Source organism: Streptomyces sp. NPDC020898, assembly GCF_044333925.1.
Lineage (GTDB): Bacteria > Actinomycetota > Actinomycetes > Streptomycetales > Streptomycetaceae > Streptomyces.
This window is the reverse complement of sequence record NZ_JBIRRV010000008.1, coordinates 84,760-103,058: the sequence shown is the minus strand read 5'-3', so window position 1 is coordinate 103,058 and position 18,299 is coordinate 84,760. Positions and strand designations below refer to the sequence as shown.

Sequence of the window (18,299 nt, the reverse complement as noted above, 5' to 3'; positions counted from 1 at the left end):
TCGGGGCCGTACGCGCGCGTGCAGCGGTCGTCGCTCGTCGTACAGGGTTCAGTGGGCGGCCGTCTCCAGGACCGGGGCCGGTTCTTCCTGGCCCGTCGCCGGGGCGTGGCGGCGGGCGGCCGGGATCAGCAGGGCCGCGATGCCGGCGAGTGCCACCATCGCCGAGCCGACCACCAGGGCGGGCCGCAGGCCGTCGACGAACGTCTGGCCGGTCTCGTAACCGCCCTGGGCCGCGAAGATCGACGCCATGACGGCGATACCGAGGGCGCCGCCGACCTCGCGCAGGGCGTTGTTGGCACCGGAGGCGATGCCCTGTTCGCTCGGGCGGACGCTGGACATCACCAGATTGGCGGCCGGGGCGAAGAACAGGGCCATGCCGATGCCGCTGATGATCAGGCCGGGCAGCTGGATGGCGTAGGAGGCGTCCGCGGTGACCACGGAGGCCATGTAGCCGAGGCCGGCAGCCTGGAGGAAGAGGCCGGTGGCGACGACCGGCCGGCCGCCGATGCGGTCGGAGAGGATGCCGGCGATCGGCGCGACGAGCATCGGCATACCGGTCCAGGGCAGCATCCGCAGGCCCGCCTCGGTGGGCGAGTAGCCGAGCACGCCCTGCATGTACTGGCTGAGCAGGAAGATCGACCCGAACATCCCGAGGAACATCAGCAGGGAAGCCGCGTTGATCCCGGCGAAGGCGCGGGAGCGGAAGAGCCGCATGGGCAGCATCGGGTTCTTCGCACGGATGCCGTGGACGACGAAGGCGACGAGGAGCGCGCCACCCGCGAGCAGTCCGGTCAGGACGTAGGAGCTGGTCCAGCCGTCGGCCGGCCCGCGCACGAACCCGTAGACGATGCCGAACAGGCCGCCGCTGGCCAGCAGGGTGCCGATGATGTCGAGCGGTGCGCCGGTGCCGTACGACTCGGCGAGGCGCAGCCGGGCCAGCGGCAGCAGGGCGAGGCCCAGCGGGACGTTCAGCCAGAAGATCCAGTGCCAGGAGATGTGCTCGGTGAGGCTGCCACCGATAAGCGGCCCGGAGGCCACGGCGAGCCCGTTCACGGCACCCCAGATGCCGTACGCCATCCCGCGTTTGGCGACCGGGACGGCGGCCGTGAGCAGGGTCAGCGTCAGCGGCATCATGATGGCCGCGCCGACGCCCTGGACCGCGCGGGCCGCGATCAGCGAGTCGATGCCGGGCGCCATGGCCGCGGCGGCGGAGGAGGCGGTGAAGACGGTGAGCCCGGCGAGGAAGAGCCGGCGCCGTCCGAAGCGGTCACCGAGCGCGGCGCCGAACATCAGCAGCACGGCGAAGGTGAGCGTGTAGGCGCTCACGGTCCATTCCAGGTCGTCCAGGCCGCCCCCGAGATCCTTGCGGATGGAGGGCAGCGCGGTGGTGACGACGAGGTTGTCGAGGGCCGCCATGAAACCGGCGACGCTGGTGATGACGAGGGCCCAGACGGCTCGGCCCCGTGGTCCGTCGGTCCTGCCCTGCTTGCTCTCCTGTAGCGACATCGCTCCCCCTGGGGATGCTCGCTATCGGCGGTTTCGGTGAGGTGGTTCAAATTTAGTTATTGATCACTAACTTTTCAGGGCAGACGAAGGCCACGGACACGTGCCCGCACCCCTCAGGCTTCGGGATTCCCCTTGATCTGCGCCGACGGGTACATCCCCTGCCAGACCCGATGACCAGGCGGAAACCCCATGGCCGCAAGGGTGTTGACGAGCATTCCGTACGCCATGAAGGTCGTCGTCTCCTCCCCGATGGGCACCTGCACGGTCTCCCAGAGGTTCATCCAGCCGGCCCGTACGGCCTCGCCGAACTCATGGTCACCCTCGGCCTCGGCGGCGGCGACGGTGACGTACGCCTGCATCTGCATCTGCAGCCGCTCGGGGTGATCGATGATCAACTGCGTGTACGCGTTCGCCATGGAGTGCAGGGCCTCGTCGCCCTCCAGCCCCTCGGACGCCTCCGCGAAGACCCGGCACACATCGCCGATGCACCGCCGGGAGGCGGCGGCGAAAATGGCCTTCTTGTCCGGGAAGAGTCGGAAGAGGTACGGCTGCGAGACGCCCACCCGTTTGGCGATCACTTCGGTGGACGTGCCGTAGAAGCCCTTCTGAGCGAACTCGGCGATCGCTGCGCGGATGACGCTCTCGCGTCGCTCCTCTGCGCTCATCCTGACCATGCATCGAAGTGAGTGCTCAATCACTAACCAAGTCAGGAGGGGGCACGGGTAAGGGGCGCCCGCCAATGGCGAACGCCCCTTACCCGAACTTCCGTACCCAGCTCGGTAGTCAGTTCCGTACTTAGCTCAGCCGGACAACAGCCCGGGACATGCCCAGCACCTTCTGGCCGGCGCACATGGCGATGAGATCGACGCGGACCGTGTTGTCGTCGAGCTTGGCCCCGACCTTGCCGCTGACCTCGACGGTGGCGCCCTGGTCGTCGTTCGGGACGACGACCGGCTTGGTGAAGCGGACGCCGTACTCGACGACCGCTCCCGGGTCGCCCACCCAGTCGGTGACGACACGGATCGCCTCGGCCATGGTGAACATGCCGTGCGCGATGACGTCGGGCAGACCGACCTCGACCGCGAACTTCTCGTTCCAGTGGATGGGGTTGAAGTCCCCGGATGCGCCCGCGTACTGGACGAGCGTGGCACGGGTCACAGGAAAGGTCTGGGCGGGCAGCTCCGTGCCGACCTCGACATCCGCGTATGTGATCTTGGTGGTCATCTGCTCACGCCTCCTCGGCCTTGCGGGCGACGAGCTTGGTCCAGGCAGTCACGACATGCTCGCCCGCCTCGTCGTGGACCTCGCCGCGGATGTCGATGATCTCGTTGCCCGCCATGGACTTGATCGCCTCGATGGTCGAGGTGACGGTGAGCCGGTCACCCGCGCGGACCGGACGGACGTAGGAGAACTTCTGGTCGCCGTGCACCACACGGCTGTAGTCCAGGCCGAGCCCCGGGTCTGCCACGACCTCTCCCGCCGCCTTGAAAGTGATCGCGAACACAAACGTGGGCGGGGCGATCACATCGGGGTGGCCGAGGGCCTTGGCGGCCTCGGGATCCGTGTACGCGGGGTTGGCGTCCCCCACCGCCTCCGCGAACTCGCGGATCTTCTCCCGGCCGACCTCATAGGGGTCGGTGGGCGGATAGGACCGCCCCACGAAGGACTGGTCGAGCGCCATGATCCCGGTACCTCCTGATTCGCACGCTGGTACTCACTGGTACTCGCTGGTTCGCACTGGCTTCCGAGCTCGCACAACGACGCGAGGCCGCCCCCCGACAAGCGGGGGACGGCCTCGTGTACGAGCCTGATCTAACTATCGCGTTTCGCGATGCGCGGTGTGCGCATTGCAACGCGGGCAGTGCTTCTTCATCTCCATTCGATCCGGGTTGTTACGCCGGTTCTTCTTGGTGATGTAGTTCCGCTCCTTGCACTCCACGCAGGCCAGCGTGATCTTCGGGCGGACGTCGGTGGCAGCCACAGGAGTGCTCCTTGACGAACGGATGGGACGATGAACGCATAAAAGAGTAGCCGATCGAAGGACCGACCCCGCAATCGGCTACTGTCAGTAGCGGTGACCGGACTTGAACCGGTGACACAGCGATTATGAGCCGCTTGCTCTACCGACTGAGCTACACCGCTGTGATGCGATCAGCTCCCGCCTTGCGACGGGAACCTCTCACACCAGAGCCCCAATACGGAATCGAACCGTAGACCTTCTCCTTACCATGGAGACGCTCTACCGACTGAGCTATTGGGGCGAGCGATGAAGACATTACACGCTCGGCCACCGTTCACCCAAATCCGTTTCGCGGCACCCGCCCCGGCCTGTTCCGGCAGCCGTTCGGCGCCCCGAAAACCCCTCTCCCAACGGCCCCGGAGCCCCCTCCCGCAACCGCTCCCACACGCCCTCGCCTGCGACCTTTCTCATACGGCGGACCACACCGGTACGACTATTGCGCTCCTCCGCAACACGGGCGGACGGCCGCCCTAGGCTCGACTCACTCTGCGTGATCCTGTGTCCCCCTTGCGCGCAGCCGCCCCCGAGCACAGGAGCGCGATGCCCGACAGCCAGCCGCAGCCGCCCCACTCCTCGTCCTCGTCCGCCGCCTCCTCGGAAGACCCGGCCGCTCTCCTCCTGTGCGGGGCGCGCCTCACCGACGGCCGGACCGTGGACGTACGGCTGGGTGGCGGGCGTATCGAGGCGGTCGGCACGGTCGGCAGCCTCAGCGCGTACGCGACGCGGGTGGACCTCAGCGGCTACCTCCTCCTGCCGGCCCCCGCCGAACCGCACGCCCACGGCGACACGGCTCTGTCGGCCGACGCCGACGGCCCGGTCTCGTACGATCCGCAGGATGTCCAGCGCCGGGCCACCGAGGCGGCGCTGCTGCAACTCGGTCACGGGGCCACGGCGTTGCGTTCGCACATCCGCATCGGCGACGTACCGGGGCTGGGCGCGCTGGGCGCCGTGCTCCAGGCGCGGCGGGCGCTGCGCGGGCTGACCGAGCTGACGACGGTGGCGATGCCCCGGGTGCTGACCGGCGTCGCCGGAGCGGACGGTCTGGCGATGCTGCGGGACGCGGTGAAGATGGGCGCGTCCGTGGTGGGCGGCTGCCCGGACCGCGACCCCGATCCGACCGGCTACGTGGAGGCGGTCCTGGAGGTCGCCTCCGAGCACGGCTGCCCCGTCGACCTGCACACGGACGGCGACGACCCGGCCCGCCTCGCCCGTCTCGCGGCGATGGCGGGCGGTCTGCGCCCCGGTGTGACCCTCGGCCCCTGCGGCGGCCTCGGCCGTCTGCCCGCCGAGGCGGCCTCCCGGGCCGCGGACCAGCTCGCGGCGGCCGGCGTGACGGTGGTGTGCCTCCCACAGGGCGGCTGCGGGGGCGCTGAGCGCCGCGCCACTGCTCCGGTACGACTGCTGCGGGCGGCCGGAGTCCGGGTCGCAGCGGGCAGCGGCGCGCTGCGGGACGTGTCGAACCCGGTGGGCCGCGGGGACCCCCTGGAGGCCGCGTATCTGCTCGCCTCCCGCCACGGCCTGCGCCCCGAGGAGGCGTACGACGCCGTGAGCGCGTCCGCGCGATCGGTGCTCGGCCTGCCGGAGGTACGGGTGGAGGCCGGTTTCCCGGCGGAACTGCTTGCCGTGCGGGGCGACCGTCTGGCAGGCGCGCTGTCCCTCGCCTACAGCCGAATCGTGGTGCACAGGGGGCGCGTTGTAGCGCGGACGAGCGCGGTACGGGAGTACTGCAACTCGGCGGCCGCGGCGGCCCTGGACCTGCCAAGGCAGGGACGTACGGAACTGTCGTGAGGTGAGTGGCGGATGGGGCGGGCGGGGCCGTACCGGAAGCGACGGACGTCGTAGGGGCTGTGCGGCGAACGGGTCCGTCCGGGCGTACGGTCAAAGGCATGCGCATAGTCATCGCTGGAGGTCATGGTCAGATCGCGCTGCGGCTGGAGCGTCTGCTCGCCGCACGCGGTGACGAGGTCGCGGGCATCGTCCGCCGCCCCGAACAGGGCGACGATCTGCGGTCGGCCGGCGCGGAACCGGTCGTGTGCGACCTGGAGTCGGCGTCGGTGGAGGAGGTGGCGGAACTGCTGCGGGGCGCGGACGCGGCGGTCTTCGCGGCGGGCGCGGGCCCGGGCAGCGGGACGTCCCGCAAGGAGACCGTGGACCGGGGAGCAGCGGTGCTGTTCGCGGACGCGGCGGTTCGGGCGGGGGTACGCCGGCACGTGGTCGTGTCGTCGATGGGCGCGGACCCGGCCCACCCGGGCGACGACGTGTTCGACGTCTACCTGCGGGCGAAGGGCGAAGCGGACGCGTACGTCAGCGGTCTGGACGCCCTCGACTGGACGGTCCTGCGCCCCGGCGCGCTGACGAACGACGCCGGCACGGGCCGCGTACGCCTGGAGGCCGACACGGGGCGCGGCGCGGTCCCCCGCGACGATGTGGCCGCCGTACTCACGGAGTTGCTGGACACGCCGGCGACAGCGGGCCTCACGCTGGAGCTGGTGGGCGGATCGACGCCGGTCTCGGTGGCGGTGAAGTCGGTCGCGGGGAACTGAGGAGCCGACCGACAGGGGTCGGAAACTAGAAGAGGGGCAACTGGCCGGGGAATCCGGGTTGGACGTACCCGTCCAACGAGGGCTGGGCCGCCCCGAGTTCCGCCTGCCGCCGTGAACCCGGACATGAAACGAGTTCGCCACTCCGGTGGGCCCCCGGCGGATCGTGGCGCGCGAACCGCCCTGCGACGACAGCGATCTCACGACGGCACTCGGGACAGTTCCGGCGACGGGCCGACGACGCGAACGACGCTCGTGAGGGCGATGGCATGGGATCAGTGTGCCCTGGACACCCCCACGTGAGACTCCTCACCTGACTCCGTCCGCGTCTCGTCCACGCCCGAGTCTCACCCGGAAACAAAAGAGATCCTCTCCGGTCTGCGTAATCGCAGATCAGAGAGGATCTCTCACTGTGGCGGCGCCAGGGTTCGAACCTGGGTAGGCTGAGCCGGCAGATTTACAGTCTGCTCCCTTTGGCCGCTCGGGCACACCGCCAAGGTTTGCTGCCCTTCGAACCGTATTTCGACGGTGCTCTTTGGCAACGACGTAAACGATACCCGATGGACAGGGGTGCTTCGCCACTCGATTGAGCGGCGCCCGGAGGGGAGGGGGTGGCTAGGCTTATGCGGATGCGGCCCGGGACGTACGCCGGGCTCGGCTGCTGCCCTGACGCATGCCGATACACACCCCACAGAACCCGACAAGCACCCCATACAAGGAGCCACAGGACATGGCCGACTCCAGTTTCGACATCGTCTCGAAGGTCGAGCGGCAGGAGGTCGACAACGCCCTCAACCAGACCGCCAAGGAGATCTCCCAGCGCTACGACTTCAAGGGCGTGGGTGCCTCGATCGCGTGGTCCGGCGAGAAGATCCTCATGGAGGCGAACTCCGAGGAGCGGGTCAAGGCGGTCCTCGATGTGTTCGAGACCAAGCTGATCAAGCGCGGCATCTCGCTGAAGGCCCTGGACGCGGGTGAGCCTCAGCTCTCCGGCAAGGAGTACAAGATCTTCGCCTCGATCGAGGAGGGCATCTCCCAGGACAACGCGAAGAAGGTCGCGAAGATCATTCGCGATGAGGGCCCGAAGGGCGTGAAGGCTCAGGTCCAGGGCGAGGAGCTGCGCGTCAGTTCGAAGAGCCGTGACGACCTGCAGGCTGTGCAGGCACTGCTCAAGGGCAAGGACTTCGACTTCGCACTTCAGTTCGTGAACTACCGGTAGTCAACGAGTGGTTCAGGCGTGGCTCACCGCGGTTCGGCAGTCGGCTGAGCCGGAAGAGGGGCGGGCACCCCGCGGTGCCCGCCCCTCCCTTCTGCCGGCTGCGGATCAGGTGCGCGCTCAGTCGCGCGAGTTGCCGAACAGGATGCGGTACGCGACCAGCAGCACCAGCGAGCCGCCGACCGCCGCCGCCCACGTGGTGCCGTCGTAGAACTGTTTGCTGATGGGGTGGTCGAGGAAGCGCGCCGAGATCCAGCCGCCGATGAACGCGCCGGCGACGCCGATGACCGTCGTGCCGATGAAGCCGCCCGGGTCGCGTCCCGGCAGCAGGAACTTGGCGATGGCCCCGGCCAACAGCCCCAGGATGATCCAGCCGATGATGCTCATGCCCTGAACCTGCCCCTCTGTACTGTGCTCGAACTGTCCCGGCACTGTGACTTGGTCGGCCCTTTGGTGGCGTGATGCCGAGATCTACCGCCGGCCGGCCTGGTCGCGTTGGTGTCGGTGCGTTCGTGTTCGCGCGTTGTTGGTGCCGTGTTGCTGTACACGACGTCAACGCGATGCCTGGCGGTTGCACCGGTCAGTAGGGTGCGGCGCATGACACAGTCCGATGCCGAATCGCCCGCCGAGCTGCGACGCACCCTGGGCGTCGGGGACGCCGTGGTCATCGGGCTCGGCTCGATGGTCGGGGCCGGCGTCTTCGCGGCCCTGGGGCCCGCCGCACGCGCGGCCGGATCCGGGCTGCTGCTGGGGCTCGCCACAGCGGCAGTGGTCGCCTACTGCAATGCCATGTCGTCCGCCCGGCTGGCCGCCCTCTATCCCGCTTCCGGCGGCACCTACGTGTACGGGCGCGAACGGCTCGGCGACTTCTGGGGCTATCTCGCCGGCTGGGCGTTCGTCGTCGGGAAAACGGCCTCCTGTGCGGCGATGGCGCTCACCGTGGGGGCGTACGTCTGGCCGGGGCAGGCGCACGCGGTGGCGGTCGCGGCCGTGGTGGCGCTGACCGCGGTGAACTACGGCGGCATCCAGAAGTCCGCCTGGCTGACGCGGGCGATCGTGGCAGTGGTCCTCGCTGTCCTCGCTTCCGTGGTGGTCGTGTGCCTGGGCTCCGAGGTCGCCGATGCCGGCCGTCTGGACGCCGGGGCCTCCGGCGGGGTGGATGGAGTGCTTCAGGCGGCCGGACTGCTGTTCTTCGCGTTCGCCGGGTACGCCCGCATCGCGACCCTCGGCGAGGAGGTACGGGATCCCGCGCGCACCATCCCCCGCGCGATCCCGACGGCTCTGGGCATCACCCTGGTGGTGTACGTGGCGGTGGCGGTGGCTGTCCTTTCCGTGCTGGGGTCGGGTGGGCTCGGGCACGCGACCGCTCCACTGGCCGACGCGGTACGGGCGGCGGGCATGCCCGGGCTGGTGCCGGTGGTGCGGGCCGGTGCCGCCGTGGCCGCCCTCGGCTCGCTGCTCGCCCTGATCCTGGGCGTCTCACGGACGACGCTGGCCATGGCCCGTGACCGTCACCTGCCCGGTGCCCTGGCCGCCGTGCATCCTCGGTTCCAGGTGCCGCACCGGGCCGAGTTGGCGGTGGGCGCGGTGGTCGCGGTGCTGGCCGCGACCGTGGACGTACGGGGCGCTATCGGCTTCTCCTCCTTCGGGGTGCTGGCGTACTACGCGGTGGCCAACGCCTCCGCCTGGACGCTGAGTTCGGCTCCGGCGTCACGAGTGGTGCCGGTGGTGGGGCTCCTCGGCTGCGTGACGCTGGCGTTCGCGCTTCCGGGGGTGTCGGTGGTCGCGGGCGCAGGGGTGCTGGGCTTGGGGGCGGCCGCATACGGCGTACGGCGATGGCTGGCTTCGCGGTCGCCGGGGCGCACAGGGCGCTGATCTTCCGCCTGGGCGGCTTGGGAGGGTGGTGGCTGCCTGGGAGCCGGGGCGGGTGGAGACTGCGACGGCCGCCGTTGACGGACTCCAGGTCGGTTACGAGGCCTGTGCTTCTGCCGTCGTCGTCGCCGTACGTATGCGGAAGTCGGGCCAGGGCTTCAGGTCCGTATCGTCGTTGGACTCCTCGTACCAGCCCTTGCCGTCGAGCCACGTGTGCAGCCACTCCGCGAGGCTGGGGGCGTCGGCGTACCACGCGTGGTCGGCGTCGTGGGCGTTCGGCTCGAAGAGCAGGACGGTGCCCTCCGGTGTGCGGCAGTCCACGCACGCGTACATCCCGCAGCCCCAGTGGGATATCGGCAGGATGCCCTCGGGCCAGGGCCAGTCCAGGTCCTTGCGGCCCTCCTCGCGGTTGGCGAGGTACTGAGCAACGACGGGCGGCTCACCGGCGGGCGGGCTGTCGAGCAGAGGCAACAGGCCGTACTCCGGGCCGAATCCGCCGTCTCCTATCTGGAGGTAGAGGGCGGCGAGGAGCGGCGGCAGGGGGAAACCGAGGGCGGTCTCGGCCCGGTCGAGCGTGGCCGCGTCCACGGGGTCGGGGAGTGAAGGCCAGCCCCACGGACGGGTGTTGCGCGCCTCGGCTGCCACCCGTGTCAGCAACTGCTCGATCTCGGTCATGGATTCATCATGCAGGCCGCCACCGACAATCGGGCGGGCCTGTGGATAACCAGCCGATGACGGTGCAATCCCACCAGCAGGCTGTGGAAAACAGTCGGGCGAGGCGGCCGGCGGCCTTCCCCGGCCTTGCTACCAGCGCGAACTGAACGGCTGGTCGGTGGGCACGATTTCGCGGCCCAACGGCAGCAGTGAGACCGGAATGAGCTTGAAGTTGGCGATGCCGAACGGGATGCCGATGATCGTGATGCAGAGGAGGACGCCGGTGACGACGTGGGTCAGTGCGAGCCACCAGCCCGCGAGGACCAGCCACAGGACGTTGCCGACGCAGGAGGGGGCGCCCGCGTCCCGGCGCTCGACCGTCGTGCGGCCGAAGGGCCACAGGGCGTACGCGCCGATACGGAAGGCGGCGATGCCGAACGGGATGCCGATGATCGTGATGCAGAGCAGCACGCCCGCCAGCAGATAGGCGAGGAACAGCCAGAAGCCGCTCAGGACGAGCCAAATGACGTTGAGGATTGTCTTCACTGGTGGCGACCTGCCATCTTTTCGAGCCGGGCGATGCGCTCCGCCATCGGCGGATGCGTAGAGAACATCTTGGAGAGTCCCTGGCCTGGACGGAAGGGGTTGACGATCATCATGTGGCTCGCGGTCTCGATCCGCGGCTCGGGGGGCAGGGGAAGCTGCTTCGTGCCCGCCTCGAGCTTGCGCAGAGCGCTCGCGAGGGCCAGTGGGTCGCCGGTGAGCTGGGCACCGGACGCGTCCGCCTCGTACTCTCTGGAGCGGCTGATGGCGAGCTGGATGAGGGTGGCCGCGAGCGGGCCCAGAATCATGATCATCAGCATGCCGAGGATGCCGGGGCCGTCGTCGTCGTTGGACCGGCCGATCGGGATCAGCCAGGCGAAGTTGACCAGGAACATGATCACGGAGGCCAGGGCGCCGGCGACGGACGAGATGAGGATGTCGCGGTTGTAGACGTGGCTGAGCTCATGGCCGATGACCCCGCGCAGCTCGCGCTCGTCCAGGATGCGCAGGATGCCTTCGGTGCAGCACACGGCCGCGTTGCGCGGATTGCGGCCCGTCGCGAACGCGTTCGGCGCCTCGGTCGGCGAGATGTACAGGCGCGGCATGGGCTGGCGGGCCTGGGTGGAAAGGTCACGGACCATGCGATACAGGGCCGGGGCCTCGAATTCGCTCACCGGGCGGGCGCGCATCGCGCGTAGAGCCAGCTTGTCGCTGTTCCAGTACGCGTAGGCGTTCGTGCCGATCGCGATGAAGAGTGCGATCACAAGGCCCGTACGGCCGAAGAAGCTGCCGATGACGATGATGAGTGCGGACAGTCCGCCGAGGAGTACGGCGGTCCTGAGCCCGTTGTGCCGGCGGTGCACGGTACGCCCTCCAAGTGGTGCGGCAGGGGAACCCTTTGCGTGGTCGATCTCTGCTTGCTGATCTCTGGTCGCTGGTCTGCTGTCACTGGTCCGTGGTGTCAGGTCCAGTGGACTCTTCCGTACTGGTCAACGCCAGGCGGGGGTCCGCAGTTCCCTTGCCCGTACGGCGACGCGCGTGGGCCGTCCGGGTGAGGGTCCACGCGCGCGTGCGGGCGCCGAGGGCTCAGAAGAGTCCGGTGTCGGCGAAGCGCAGGATCAGCTGGGGTGCGCCTGAGAGGGCGATGCCCAGTACGGCGGTCAGTGCGATCGCGGCCGTGAGGGGGGCCGGGGCGCGGTGGCGTTCCTCGGCTCCCTCGGGGGCGCGGAAGAGCAGGGCGGTCCACTGGAGGTAGTAGAAGAGGGCGATCACCACGTTGACGGCCATGATCACGGCCAGCCAGCCGAGTCCGGCGTCGACGGCCGCGGAGAACACCGTGACCTTCGCGAAGAGGCCGATGATGCCCGGCGGCAGTCCGGCGAGGCACAGCAGGAAGAAGCCCAGGACGAGCGCTGCCAGGGGGCGGGTGGCGTACAGGCCTCGATAGTCGCTGACGCGGTTCAGGGGCTTCGTACGGGCCACCAGGGCCGCCACCGCGAAGGCGCCGAGGTTCACGGCGGCGTACATGAGGGCGTACGCGACGGTGGAGCCGATCGACTTCTGGGCGTCGTCGGAGTACGCGGCGGCGGCGATCGGTACGAGGAGGTAGCCGGCCTGGCCGACGGAGGACCAGGCGAGGAGGCGTACCGCGCTGTACGCGCGCGTGGACTGCTGGCGCAGGGCACCGACGTTGCCGACGGTCATGGTGAGCGCGGCCAGGGCGGCCAGGGCCGGGCCCCAGACGTCGGCGTACGACGGGAAGGCGACGACGGTGACGAGGATGAGGCCGGAGAAGCCGACGGCTTTGCCGACGACCGACAGATAGGCGGCGATCGGCAGGGGCGCCCCCACATAGGTGTCGGGTACCCAGAAGTGGAAGGGGACGGCGGCTGTCTTGAAGGCGAAGCCGATGAGGGTGAGGACGACGCCCGCCTGGGCGAGGGTGTGGAGCTGTGGGTCGACGTCCTGGATACGGTCGGCGATCTCTGTCAGGTAGAGGGTGCCCGTGGACGCGTACACGAAGCTGATGCCCATGAGGCTGACCGCGGTCGCCGTCACCGAGGACAGGAAGAACTTCAGGGCTGCTTCGGAGGACTTCCGGTCGCCGTGCCGGATGCCGACGAGGGCGAAGGCGGGCAGGGAGGCGACTTCCAGGGCGACGATCAGGGTCGCGAGGTCGCGGGAGGCGGGCAGGAGGGCTGCTCCGGCGGCGGAGGACAGCAGCAGGAACCAGTACTCCCCTTCGGGGAGTCCTCGGTCGGCGTCCTTGAGGGCGGTGACCGAGAGGAGGGCGGCCAGGAGCGCGCCACCGAGGACCAGGAACTGGATGGCGAGGGTGAAGCGGTCGGCCGTGTAGCTGCACACGTCCGTGCTGCCGGTCAGGCAGAAGGTGGAGCGGTCGCCGTCCAGGAGGGGCAGCAGGAGGAGTGCGGAGGCGGCCAGGCCTGCGACCGAGATCCAGCCGAGCAGTGCCTTCTTGGTGTCGCCGATGAACAGGTCGGCGACAAGAACCGCGAGTCCTACGAGGGCGGCGACGGTGGGTGGCGCGATGGCGAGCCAGTCGACGGACTGGACGACGGATTGAGCTGCGGATTGGGCCAGGGCGCTCATCGAGGGCCTCCTGAGAGGAGCTGCTGCACAGCCGGGTCGGTCAGGCCGAGGAGAGCCTTCGGCCACAGGCCGGCGACGACGGTGAGGGCGACGAGCGGGGTCCAGGCCGCGAATTCGTATGTCTGTACGTCGGCGAGCTGGGGGGCGTCCGGCTCGAGGGCGGCACCCATGCAGACGCGGCGTACGACGACGAGCATGTACGCGGCGGTGAGCAGGGTGCCGAACGCGGCGATCGCCGTGAAGGTGAGGAAGGCGGGGCGGCTCAGACCGTCGGCGGGGTCGAACGCGCCGAACAGGGCCAGCATCTCGCCCCAGAACCCGGCGAGGCCGGGAAGTCCGAGCGAGGCGACGGCGGCGAAGGCGACGAGGCCGCCGAGGCGCGGGGCCCTGCCGTAGAGGGCGGCGCCGGTCTTGTCGGCGAGGGTGTCGAGGTCGCTGGTGCCCGTGCGGTCCTTCAGCGCGCCGACCAGGAAGAAGAGGAGGCCGGTGATGAGGCCGTGGGCGATGTTGGCGAAGAGCGCGCCGTTCACGCCGGTCGGAGTCATGGTCGAGATGCCGAGGAGCACGAAGCCCATGTGGCCGACGGAGGAGTAGGCGATGAGCCGCTTGAGGTCGCCCTTCGCACCCCGCCGGGCGAGCGCGAGGCAGGCCAGGGAGCCGTAGATGATCCCGACGACGGCGAAGGCGGCGAGGTAGGGCGCGAAGGTCCGGAATCCGTCGGGTGTGATCGGCAGCAGGATGCGCACGAACCCGTACGTGCCCATCTTGAGCAGGACGCCGGCCAGCAGGACCGAGCCGACGGTCGGGGCGGCGGTGTGGGCGTCCGGCAGCCAGCTGTGCAGCGGCCACATCGGCGTCTTGACGGCGAGCCCGATTCCGATCGCCAAAGCGGCGATGACCTGCACGGATGTGGTCAGTCCAGGGCCGTTGTCAGTGGCGAGTGCCATGATGTCGAACGTGCCCGCCTTGATCCCGATCAGGAGCAGGCCCAGCAGCATGACGACGGATCCGAGCAGGGTGTAGAGGATGAACTTCCAGGCCGCCCGGGTCCGTTGCTCACCGCCCCAGCGGGCGATGAGGAAGTACATCGGGATGAGCACCATCTCGAAGGCGAGGAAGAACAGCAGCAGGTCGAGGACGGCGAAGGTCGCGAGGGTGCCGGACTCCAGGACGAGGAGAAGTGCGACGAAGGCCTTCGGGGACGGCCCCGCAGGCATCTTGAAGTAGGAGTAGAGCGCGCAGAGGAAGGTCAGGAGCGCGGTCAGGACCAGAAGGGGGAGGGAAATGCCGTCGACGCCGAGGTGGATCCGCACGTCGAGTGCCGGGATCCAGCTGATGTCGGTCGTGGCCTGCATCTTTGACGGATGGTCATGGTCGAAGCCGAGTGCCAGGGCGATCGCGGTGATGAGCACCGCGCCGGTGACGGTCACGCCGTGCCGCAGCACGGCCTGGTCCGGCGACTTCCCCTTCAGCCCGGGCGGGGGCGGGAGGAGAGCCGCGACGGCACCGATCAGCGGGCCCACGACGAGAAACGCCAGAAGGAACTGCATCACTGACTCGTTGATATCGATCACGCGTGCTCACGCTCCCGTGGCGACGAGGAGAACGGCGACCACCAGGACGACGGTGCCGGCGAGCAACGCGCTCATATAGGTCTGGACGTTGCCTGTCTGGGCGCGCCGTACGGCACCGCCGAGCAGACGGGGCACGGCGCCCGCGCCGCGTACGTAGGTGTCGACGACCTCACGGTCGAGGAACCGGACGAGGGTGGCACCGGCCTGGACCGGGCGGACGAAGAGCGCCGTGTACAGAGCGTCGAGGTGGAAGCCGACGGCCGCGTGGCGGTGCAGCGGGCCGAGCAGGAGGCGGCCGGGGTCTGCCGGGTCGGGTGCGGTGGCCGCGTCTCCGTAGGCGGGGGTGTGGGTGGTGATCGCCTCCGCCTCGACCAGTCCGGCGTCGCCCTCCGGGTGGGCCGCGACCGCGCCCAGGGGGACGTGGGCCGCCAGGGCAGTGGTCTGACGCCAGGCTCCGTAGGTGACGATGCCGCCGACCAGGGCCACTCCCGTGCCAAGGACGGAGGTGGTCAGGGTCGGGGTCAGGTCGTGGCCGTCGAACCAGTCGGGCAGCCTGCCGTAGGCGAATCCGCCGAGGGCGAGGGACGGGACCGCGAGGACCCAGAGCACCGAGGTCATCGCGATCGGCTGCCTGCCGTGGTCCGGGGCTTCGGCGCCTCGGCCGCGGAAGGCGAGCAGCCACAGGCGGGTCGCGTAGGCGGCGGTGAGCAGGGCCGAGACCAGGCCGGCGACGAGGACGATCCAGCCGGCGGCGCCCGGGACGTCCTCGGCGTGGCCGGTGATGACGTGTTCGGCGGCGCCCAGGACGGACTCCTTGGAGAAGAAGCCGCTGAACGGCGGGATCGCGGCGAGGGCGAGAAGCGCCACGGTCATCGTCCAGTAGGCGTCGGGGACGCGGTCGCGCAGGTTGCCCATGCGGGACATGGCGGCCAGCGAGTTGGTGCCGGCGGCGTGGATGATCACGCCCGCCGCGAGGAACAGCAGCGCCTTGAAGGCGCCGTGCGTGAGGAGGTGGAAGACGGCGGCACCGCGGTCGCCGACGGCGAGGGCACCGGTCATGTAGCCGAGCTGGCCGATCGTCGAGTAGGCGAGGACGCGCTTGATGTCGTCCTGGGCGAGGGCGGCGAGGGCGGAGCCGGCCATCGTGACGGCGGCCATGACGGCGAGGACGACCAGTGCGGCCGAGGAGGCCGCGAAGACCGGGAGGAGCCGGGCGATGAAGTAGACACCGGCGGCGACCATCGTCGCGGCGTGGATCAGCGCCGAGACGGGGGTGGGGCCCGCCATCGCGTCGGGGAGCCAGGTGTGCAACGGGAACTGCGCCGACTTGCCCGCCACGCCGGCCAGGAGGAGCAGGGCGACCAGCGTCGGGTGGTCGAGTCCGCCGCTCGCGACGGTGCCGAGGATCTTCGTGATCCGGAAGGACCCGGCGTCGGAGGCGAGCGCGAACAGGCCGATCAGGAAGGGGACATCGCCGAGTTTGGTGACGAGGAATGCCTTGAGGGAGGCGGCGCGTGCTTCCGGGGTCTCCCAGTAGTGGCCGACCAGGAAGTACGAGCAGATGCCCATGATCTCCCAGCCGACCAGCAGCACCATCAGGTCGCCGGAGTAGACGACGAGCAGCATCGCGGAGGTGAAGAGGGAGACGAGAGCGGCGTACGAGGGGTAGCGCGGGTCGTCGCGCAGATAGCCCGTCGAGTAGATCTGCACGCAGGTCGCGACCAGGGCGACCAGGACGGCGACGAGGGCGGCGAAACCGTCGATGTGCAGGGCGAGTTCGACCGGGACCGAGCCGGTGGGCGTGAGCTCGGTGGCGGCGTCGACGGGCCGCTCGCCGCCCTGGCGTACGGCGACGAGTACGGCGAGGACGAGCGCCGTGAGGGGCGGCAGTACGGCGAGGGGGCGTACGAAGCCGGGGGCCGTGCGGCCCAGGAGGAGGCCGGCCGCGGCGCCCAGAAACGGGAGGAGGGGGACGAGGACGGCGAGGGTGGTCGTGGTCACGCGGTGGCCTCAGCCTTCTCGGCGGTCGACCCGGCCGCGGGAGCGTCGCTGTCAGTGCCGTCTGTGCCGTCGGTTTCGTGACCCTCGGCGGTGTCGCGGAGCTTGTCGATGTCCGCGGTGCCGCGGTTGCGGTGGACGGCGAGGACGATCGCCAGGCCGATGCCGATCTCGGCGGCGGCGATGGCGATGGTGAACAGGGTGAGGGCCTGGCCGGAGTGCAGGGTGTCCCGGGCCGTCTTGCTGAGCCAGACGTCGAAGGCGACGAGGTTGAGGTTGACGGCGTTGAGCATCAGCTCGACGGACATCAGGACCAGGATCGCGTTGCGGCGGGCCAGGACACCGTAGAGGCCGGTGCAGAAGAGGAGGGCGGAGAGTACGGCGGGATAGGCGAGGTGCATCAGTGGGCACCTTCCTGCTCGGCCGGGTTGCTTCGCTCGATCGGGTGATTCCGGGAATCTGGGACGGATGGGGAACTACCGGTCGCAGCCTGGGAGTTCACAGGGGGAGAGCTCGACTCCGCCTTCGCCTTGCGGGACAGGACGATCGCGCCGACCAGGGCAGCCAGGAGGAGGACGGAGAGGGCCTCGAAGGGGAGGACCCAGTTCTGGAAGAGGCTGGCGCCGGTGACCGCGGTGGAGCCGGCGGCGGCACCGTCCAGATCGATCCAGGTCGTGCGGAAGGCGTCGACGACGACCCAGACCAGGGCGGCGGCCGAGGCAAGGGCCACGGCGAGGGCCGCCCACCGGTTACCGGAATCGGCGTCCGGGGAGCGGCCGATGGGGGCCCTGGTGAGCATCAGACCGAACAGGAGGAGGACGACGACGGAACCGACGTAGATGAGGACCTGGACCCAGGCGATGAACTCGGCCGTGAGCAGGAGGTATTCGACAGCGAGACCGCCGAGGGTCACCACCAGCCACAGGGCGGCGTGCACCAGCTGCCGAGTGGTGACGGTGACGAGCGCGGCGCCGAAGGTGACCAGGCCGACGAGGAGGAAGGCGATCTCGACGCCGGTCGGGGAGAGGAAGCCGTGCGGCTCGGTGGCGGCGGCTGTCGCCGCGGCGGAGGCGAGGGTCACGACTCTCCTCCCTCCTGTCCCTGGGGATCGGTTCGCTGTCCCTGCAGGTCGGTTCGCTCGACCGGGGCGGCGGGCTCGGCAGGCGGTGCCGGGGAGTTGGGGGCCGTTGGGTCGGTGGGGGCCGTCGGGGTGGGCTTGGTTGCTGCCAGTTTTTCGGCGGTTTTGCGGGCGGTGGCGATTTCCTTCGGCTCCTCGGCGGCGGGGTCGAGGGCGGGCGGGGCCGGGACCGTCCACATCCACTCGCGGAGTTTGTCGCGTTCGTGGGTGAGTTCGTGGATGTCGGTCTCGGCGTACTCGAACTCCGGGGACCAGAAAAGGGCGTCGAAAGGACACACCTCGATGCAGATACCGCAGTACATGCAGAGGGAGAAGTCGATGGCGAAGCGGTCGAGGACGTTGCGGCTGCGCTCGCGGCCTCCGGGGGCGGCGGCCGGGACCGTCTCCTTGTGGGAGTCGATGTAGATGCACCAGTCCGGGCACTCTCGGGCGCACAGCATGCAGACCGTGCAGTTCTCCTCGAAGAGGCCGATGACTCCACGGGTGCGGGGCGGGAGGTCGGGCTGGGTGTCCGGGTACTGCGCGGTGACGGTCCTCTTCGTCATCGTGCGGAGGGTGACGGCCAGGCCCTTGGCCAGGCCGATGCCTGGGATGCGGGGCCGGGCGGGCGGGAGAGGCTCAGCCATGG

General features: G+C 69.7%; 20 protein-coding genes and 3 tRNA genes. 4 read left to right on the top strand and 19 right to left on the bottom strand.

The annotated features are described in order from the left end of the window. Positions 1-48 precede the first annotated feature (48 nt). From ACH4TV_RS25345 to ACH4TV_RS25315, 7 genes are all read right to left on the bottom strand, one after another. The gene (locus tag ACH4TV_RS25345; RefSeq protein ID WP_398401831.1) at positions 49-1,506 is read right to left on the bottom strand and encodes an MFS transporter; all 1,458 of its coding nucleotides are present in this window, start codon (positions 1,504-1,506) and stop codon (positions 49-51) included. A gap of 113 nt (positions 1,507-1,619) precedes the next feature. Further along, positions 1,620-2,180: a TetR/AcrR family transcriptional regulator gene (locus tag ACH4TV_RS25340; RefSeq protein ID WP_398401829.1), complete on the bottom strand. Its 561-nt coding sequence runs from the start codon at positions 2,178-2,180 to the stop codon at positions 1,620-1,622. A 121-nt stretch (positions 2,181-2,301) separates the two neighbouring features. Beyond that, positions 2,302-2,730 carry a MaoC family dehydratase gene (locus ACH4TV_RS25335; protein WP_398401827.1) on the bottom strand — a complete coding sequence of 143 codons (429 nt, stop codon included), beginning with the start codon at positions 2,728-2,730 and terminating at the stop codon, positions 2,302-2,304. Positions 2,731-2,734: 4 nt separating this feature from the next. Further along, positions 2,735-3,187, bottom strand: a complete 453-nt coding sequence (locus tag ACH4TV_RS25330; RefSeq protein ID WP_398401825.1) for a MaoC family dehydratase N-terminal domain-containing protein — start codon at positions 3,185-3,187, stop codon at positions 2,735-2,737. 135 nt (positions 3,188-3,322) lie between these two features. Further along, complete coding sequence (gene rpmG / locus ACH4TV_RS25325) at positions 3,323-3,487, bottom strand: 50S ribosomal protein L33 (protein WP_018834916.1); 165 nt, start codon at positions 3,485-3,487, stop codon at positions 3,323-3,325. 88 nt (positions 3,488-3,575) lie between these two features. Next, positions 3,576-3,648: transfer RNA gene (locus ACH4TV_RS25320), tRNA-Met, on the bottom strand. Positions 3,649-3,694: 46 nt separating this feature from the next. After that, positions 3,695-3,767 (bottom strand) — tRNA-Thr (locus ACH4TV_RS25315). A gap of 299 nt (positions 3,768-4,066) precedes the next feature. Between ACH4TV_RS25315 and ACH4TV_RS25310 the strand changes: the two genes are divergently transcribed. Together ACH4TV_RS25310 and ACH4TV_RS25305 are read left to right on the top strand one after the other, a co-directional pair. Further along, the gene (locus ACH4TV_RS25310; protein ID WP_398401823.1) at positions 4,067-5,314 is read left to right on the top strand and encodes an amidohydrolase family protein; all 1,248 of its coding nucleotides are present in this window, start codon (positions 4,067-4,069) and stop codon (positions 5,312-5,314) included. A gap of 98 nt (positions 5,315-5,412) precedes the next feature. Further along, entirely contained in the window at positions 5,413-6,069 is a 657-nt protein-coding gene (locus tag ACH4TV_RS25305; RefSeq protein WP_398401821.1) for an SDR family oxidoreductase, read from the top strand. Between the two features lie 25 nt (positions 6,070-6,094). On the opposite strand, the gene ACH4TV_RS25300 is transcribed toward ACH4TV_RS25305, so the two are convergent. Together ACH4TV_RS25300 and ACH4TV_RS25295 are read right to left on the bottom strand one after the other, a co-directional pair. Beyond that, positions 6,095-6,337, bottom strand: a complete 243-nt coding sequence (locus ACH4TV_RS25300) for a hypothetical protein (protein WP_398401819.1) — start codon at positions 6,335-6,337, stop codon at positions 6,095-6,097. 142 nt (positions 6,338-6,479) lie between these two features. Further along, positions 6,480-6,561 (bottom strand) — tRNA-Tyr (locus tag ACH4TV_RS25295). Between the two features lie 235 nt (positions 6,562-6,796). Between ACH4TV_RS25295 and ACH4TV_RS25290 the strand changes: the two genes are divergently transcribed. Continuing rightward, positions 6,797-7,285, top strand: coding sequence for a YajQ family cyclic di-GMP-binding protein (locus ACH4TV_RS25290; RefSeq protein ID WP_398401817.1), 489 nt, complete (start codon positions 6,797-6,799; stop codon positions 7,283-7,285). A gap of 117 nt (positions 7,286-7,402) precedes the next feature. On the opposite strand, the gene ACH4TV_RS25285 is transcribed toward ACH4TV_RS25290, so the two are convergent. Next, on the bottom strand, positions 7,403-7,669 hold the full coding sequence (locus tag ACH4TV_RS25285; protein WP_398401815.1) for a GlsB/YeaQ/YmgE family stress response membrane protein: 267 nt from the start codon (positions 7,667-7,669) through the stop codon (positions 7,403-7,405). 210 nt (positions 7,670-7,879) lie between these two features. On the opposite strand from ACH4TV_RS25285, the gene ACH4TV_RS25280 reads away from it, so the two are divergent. After that, on the top strand, positions 7,880-9,157 hold the full coding sequence (locus tag ACH4TV_RS25280) for an APC family permease (RefSeq protein WP_398401813.1): 1,278 nt from the start codon (positions 7,880-7,882) through the stop codon (positions 9,155-9,157). A 93-nt stretch (positions 9,158-9,250) separates the two neighbouring features. Here ACH4TV_RS25280 and ACH4TV_RS25275 read toward each other — a convergent pair whose 3' ends face one another. The 9 genes from ACH4TV_RS25275 to ACH4TV_RS25235 all read right to left on the bottom strand — a co-directional run bounded on the left by ACH4TV_RS25275 (position 9,251) and on the right by ACH4TV_RS25235 (position 18,297). Then, positions 9,251-9,829 carry an SMI1/KNR4 family protein gene (locus ACH4TV_RS25275; protein WP_398401811.1) on the bottom strand — a complete coding sequence of 193 codons (579 nt, stop codon included), beginning with the start codon at positions 9,827-9,829 and terminating at the stop codon, positions 9,251-9,253. A 129-nt stretch (positions 9,830-9,958) separates the two neighbouring features. Further along, complete coding sequence (locus ACH4TV_RS25270) at positions 9,959-10,354, bottom strand: YccF domain-containing protein (protein ID WP_398401809.1); 396 nt, start codon at positions 10,352-10,354, stop codon at positions 9,959-9,961. Then, complete coding sequence (gene htpX, locus ACH4TV_RS25265; RefSeq protein WP_398401807.1) at positions 10,351-11,214, bottom strand: zinc metalloprotease HtpX; 864 nt, start codon at positions 11,212-11,214, stop codon at positions 10,351-10,353. The genes ACH4TV_RS25270 and htpX overlap by 4 nt, the downstream gene beginning before the upstream one ends. Positions 11,215-11,437: 223 nt before the next feature. After that, positions 11,438-12,961 (bottom strand): NADH-quinone oxidoreductase subunit N, encoded by a 1,524-nt coding sequence (locus tag ACH4TV_RS25260; RefSeq protein ID WP_398401805.1) that lies wholly within the window; start codon positions 12,959-12,961, stop codon positions 11,438-11,440. Beyond that, on the bottom strand, positions 12,958-14,535 hold the full coding sequence (locus ACH4TV_RS25255) for an NADH-quinone oxidoreductase subunit M (RefSeq protein ID WP_398401803.1): 1,578 nt from the start codon (positions 14,533-14,535) through the stop codon (positions 12,958-12,960). Before ACH4TV_RS25255 ends, ACH4TV_RS25260 begins: the two co-directional genes overlap by 4 nt. Before the next feature lie 6 nt (positions 14,536-14,541). Continuing rightward, a complete protein-coding gene (locus ACH4TV_RS25250) occupies positions 14,542-16,536 on the bottom strand; it encodes an NADH-quinone oxidoreductase subunit L (RefSeq protein WP_398401802.1) in 1,995 nt (664 codons plus the stop codon). Then, the gene (gene nuoK, locus ACH4TV_RS25245) at positions 16,533-16,934 is read right to left on the bottom strand and encodes an NADH-quinone oxidoreductase subunit NuoK (RefSeq protein WP_398401800.1); all 402 of its coding nucleotides are present in this window, start codon (positions 16,932-16,934) and stop codon (positions 16,533-16,535) included. The genes ACH4TV_RS25250 and nuoK overlap by 4 nt, the downstream gene beginning before the upstream one ends. Further along, positions 16,934-17,614, bottom strand: coding sequence for an NADH-quinone oxidoreductase subunit J (locus ACH4TV_RS25240; protein ID WP_398401798.1), 681 nt, complete (start codon positions 17,612-17,614; stop codon positions 16,934-16,936). Before ACH4TV_RS25240 ends, nuoK begins: the two co-directional genes overlap by 1 nt. Next, positions 17,611-18,297 (bottom strand): NuoI/complex I 23 kDa subunit family protein, encoded by a 687-nt coding sequence (locus ACH4TV_RS25235; protein ID WP_398401796.1) that lies wholly within the window; start codon positions 18,295-18,297, stop codon positions 17,611-17,613. Before ACH4TV_RS25235 ends, ACH4TV_RS25240 begins: the two co-directional genes overlap by 4 nt. Positions 18,298-18,299 lie beyond the last annotated feature (2 nt).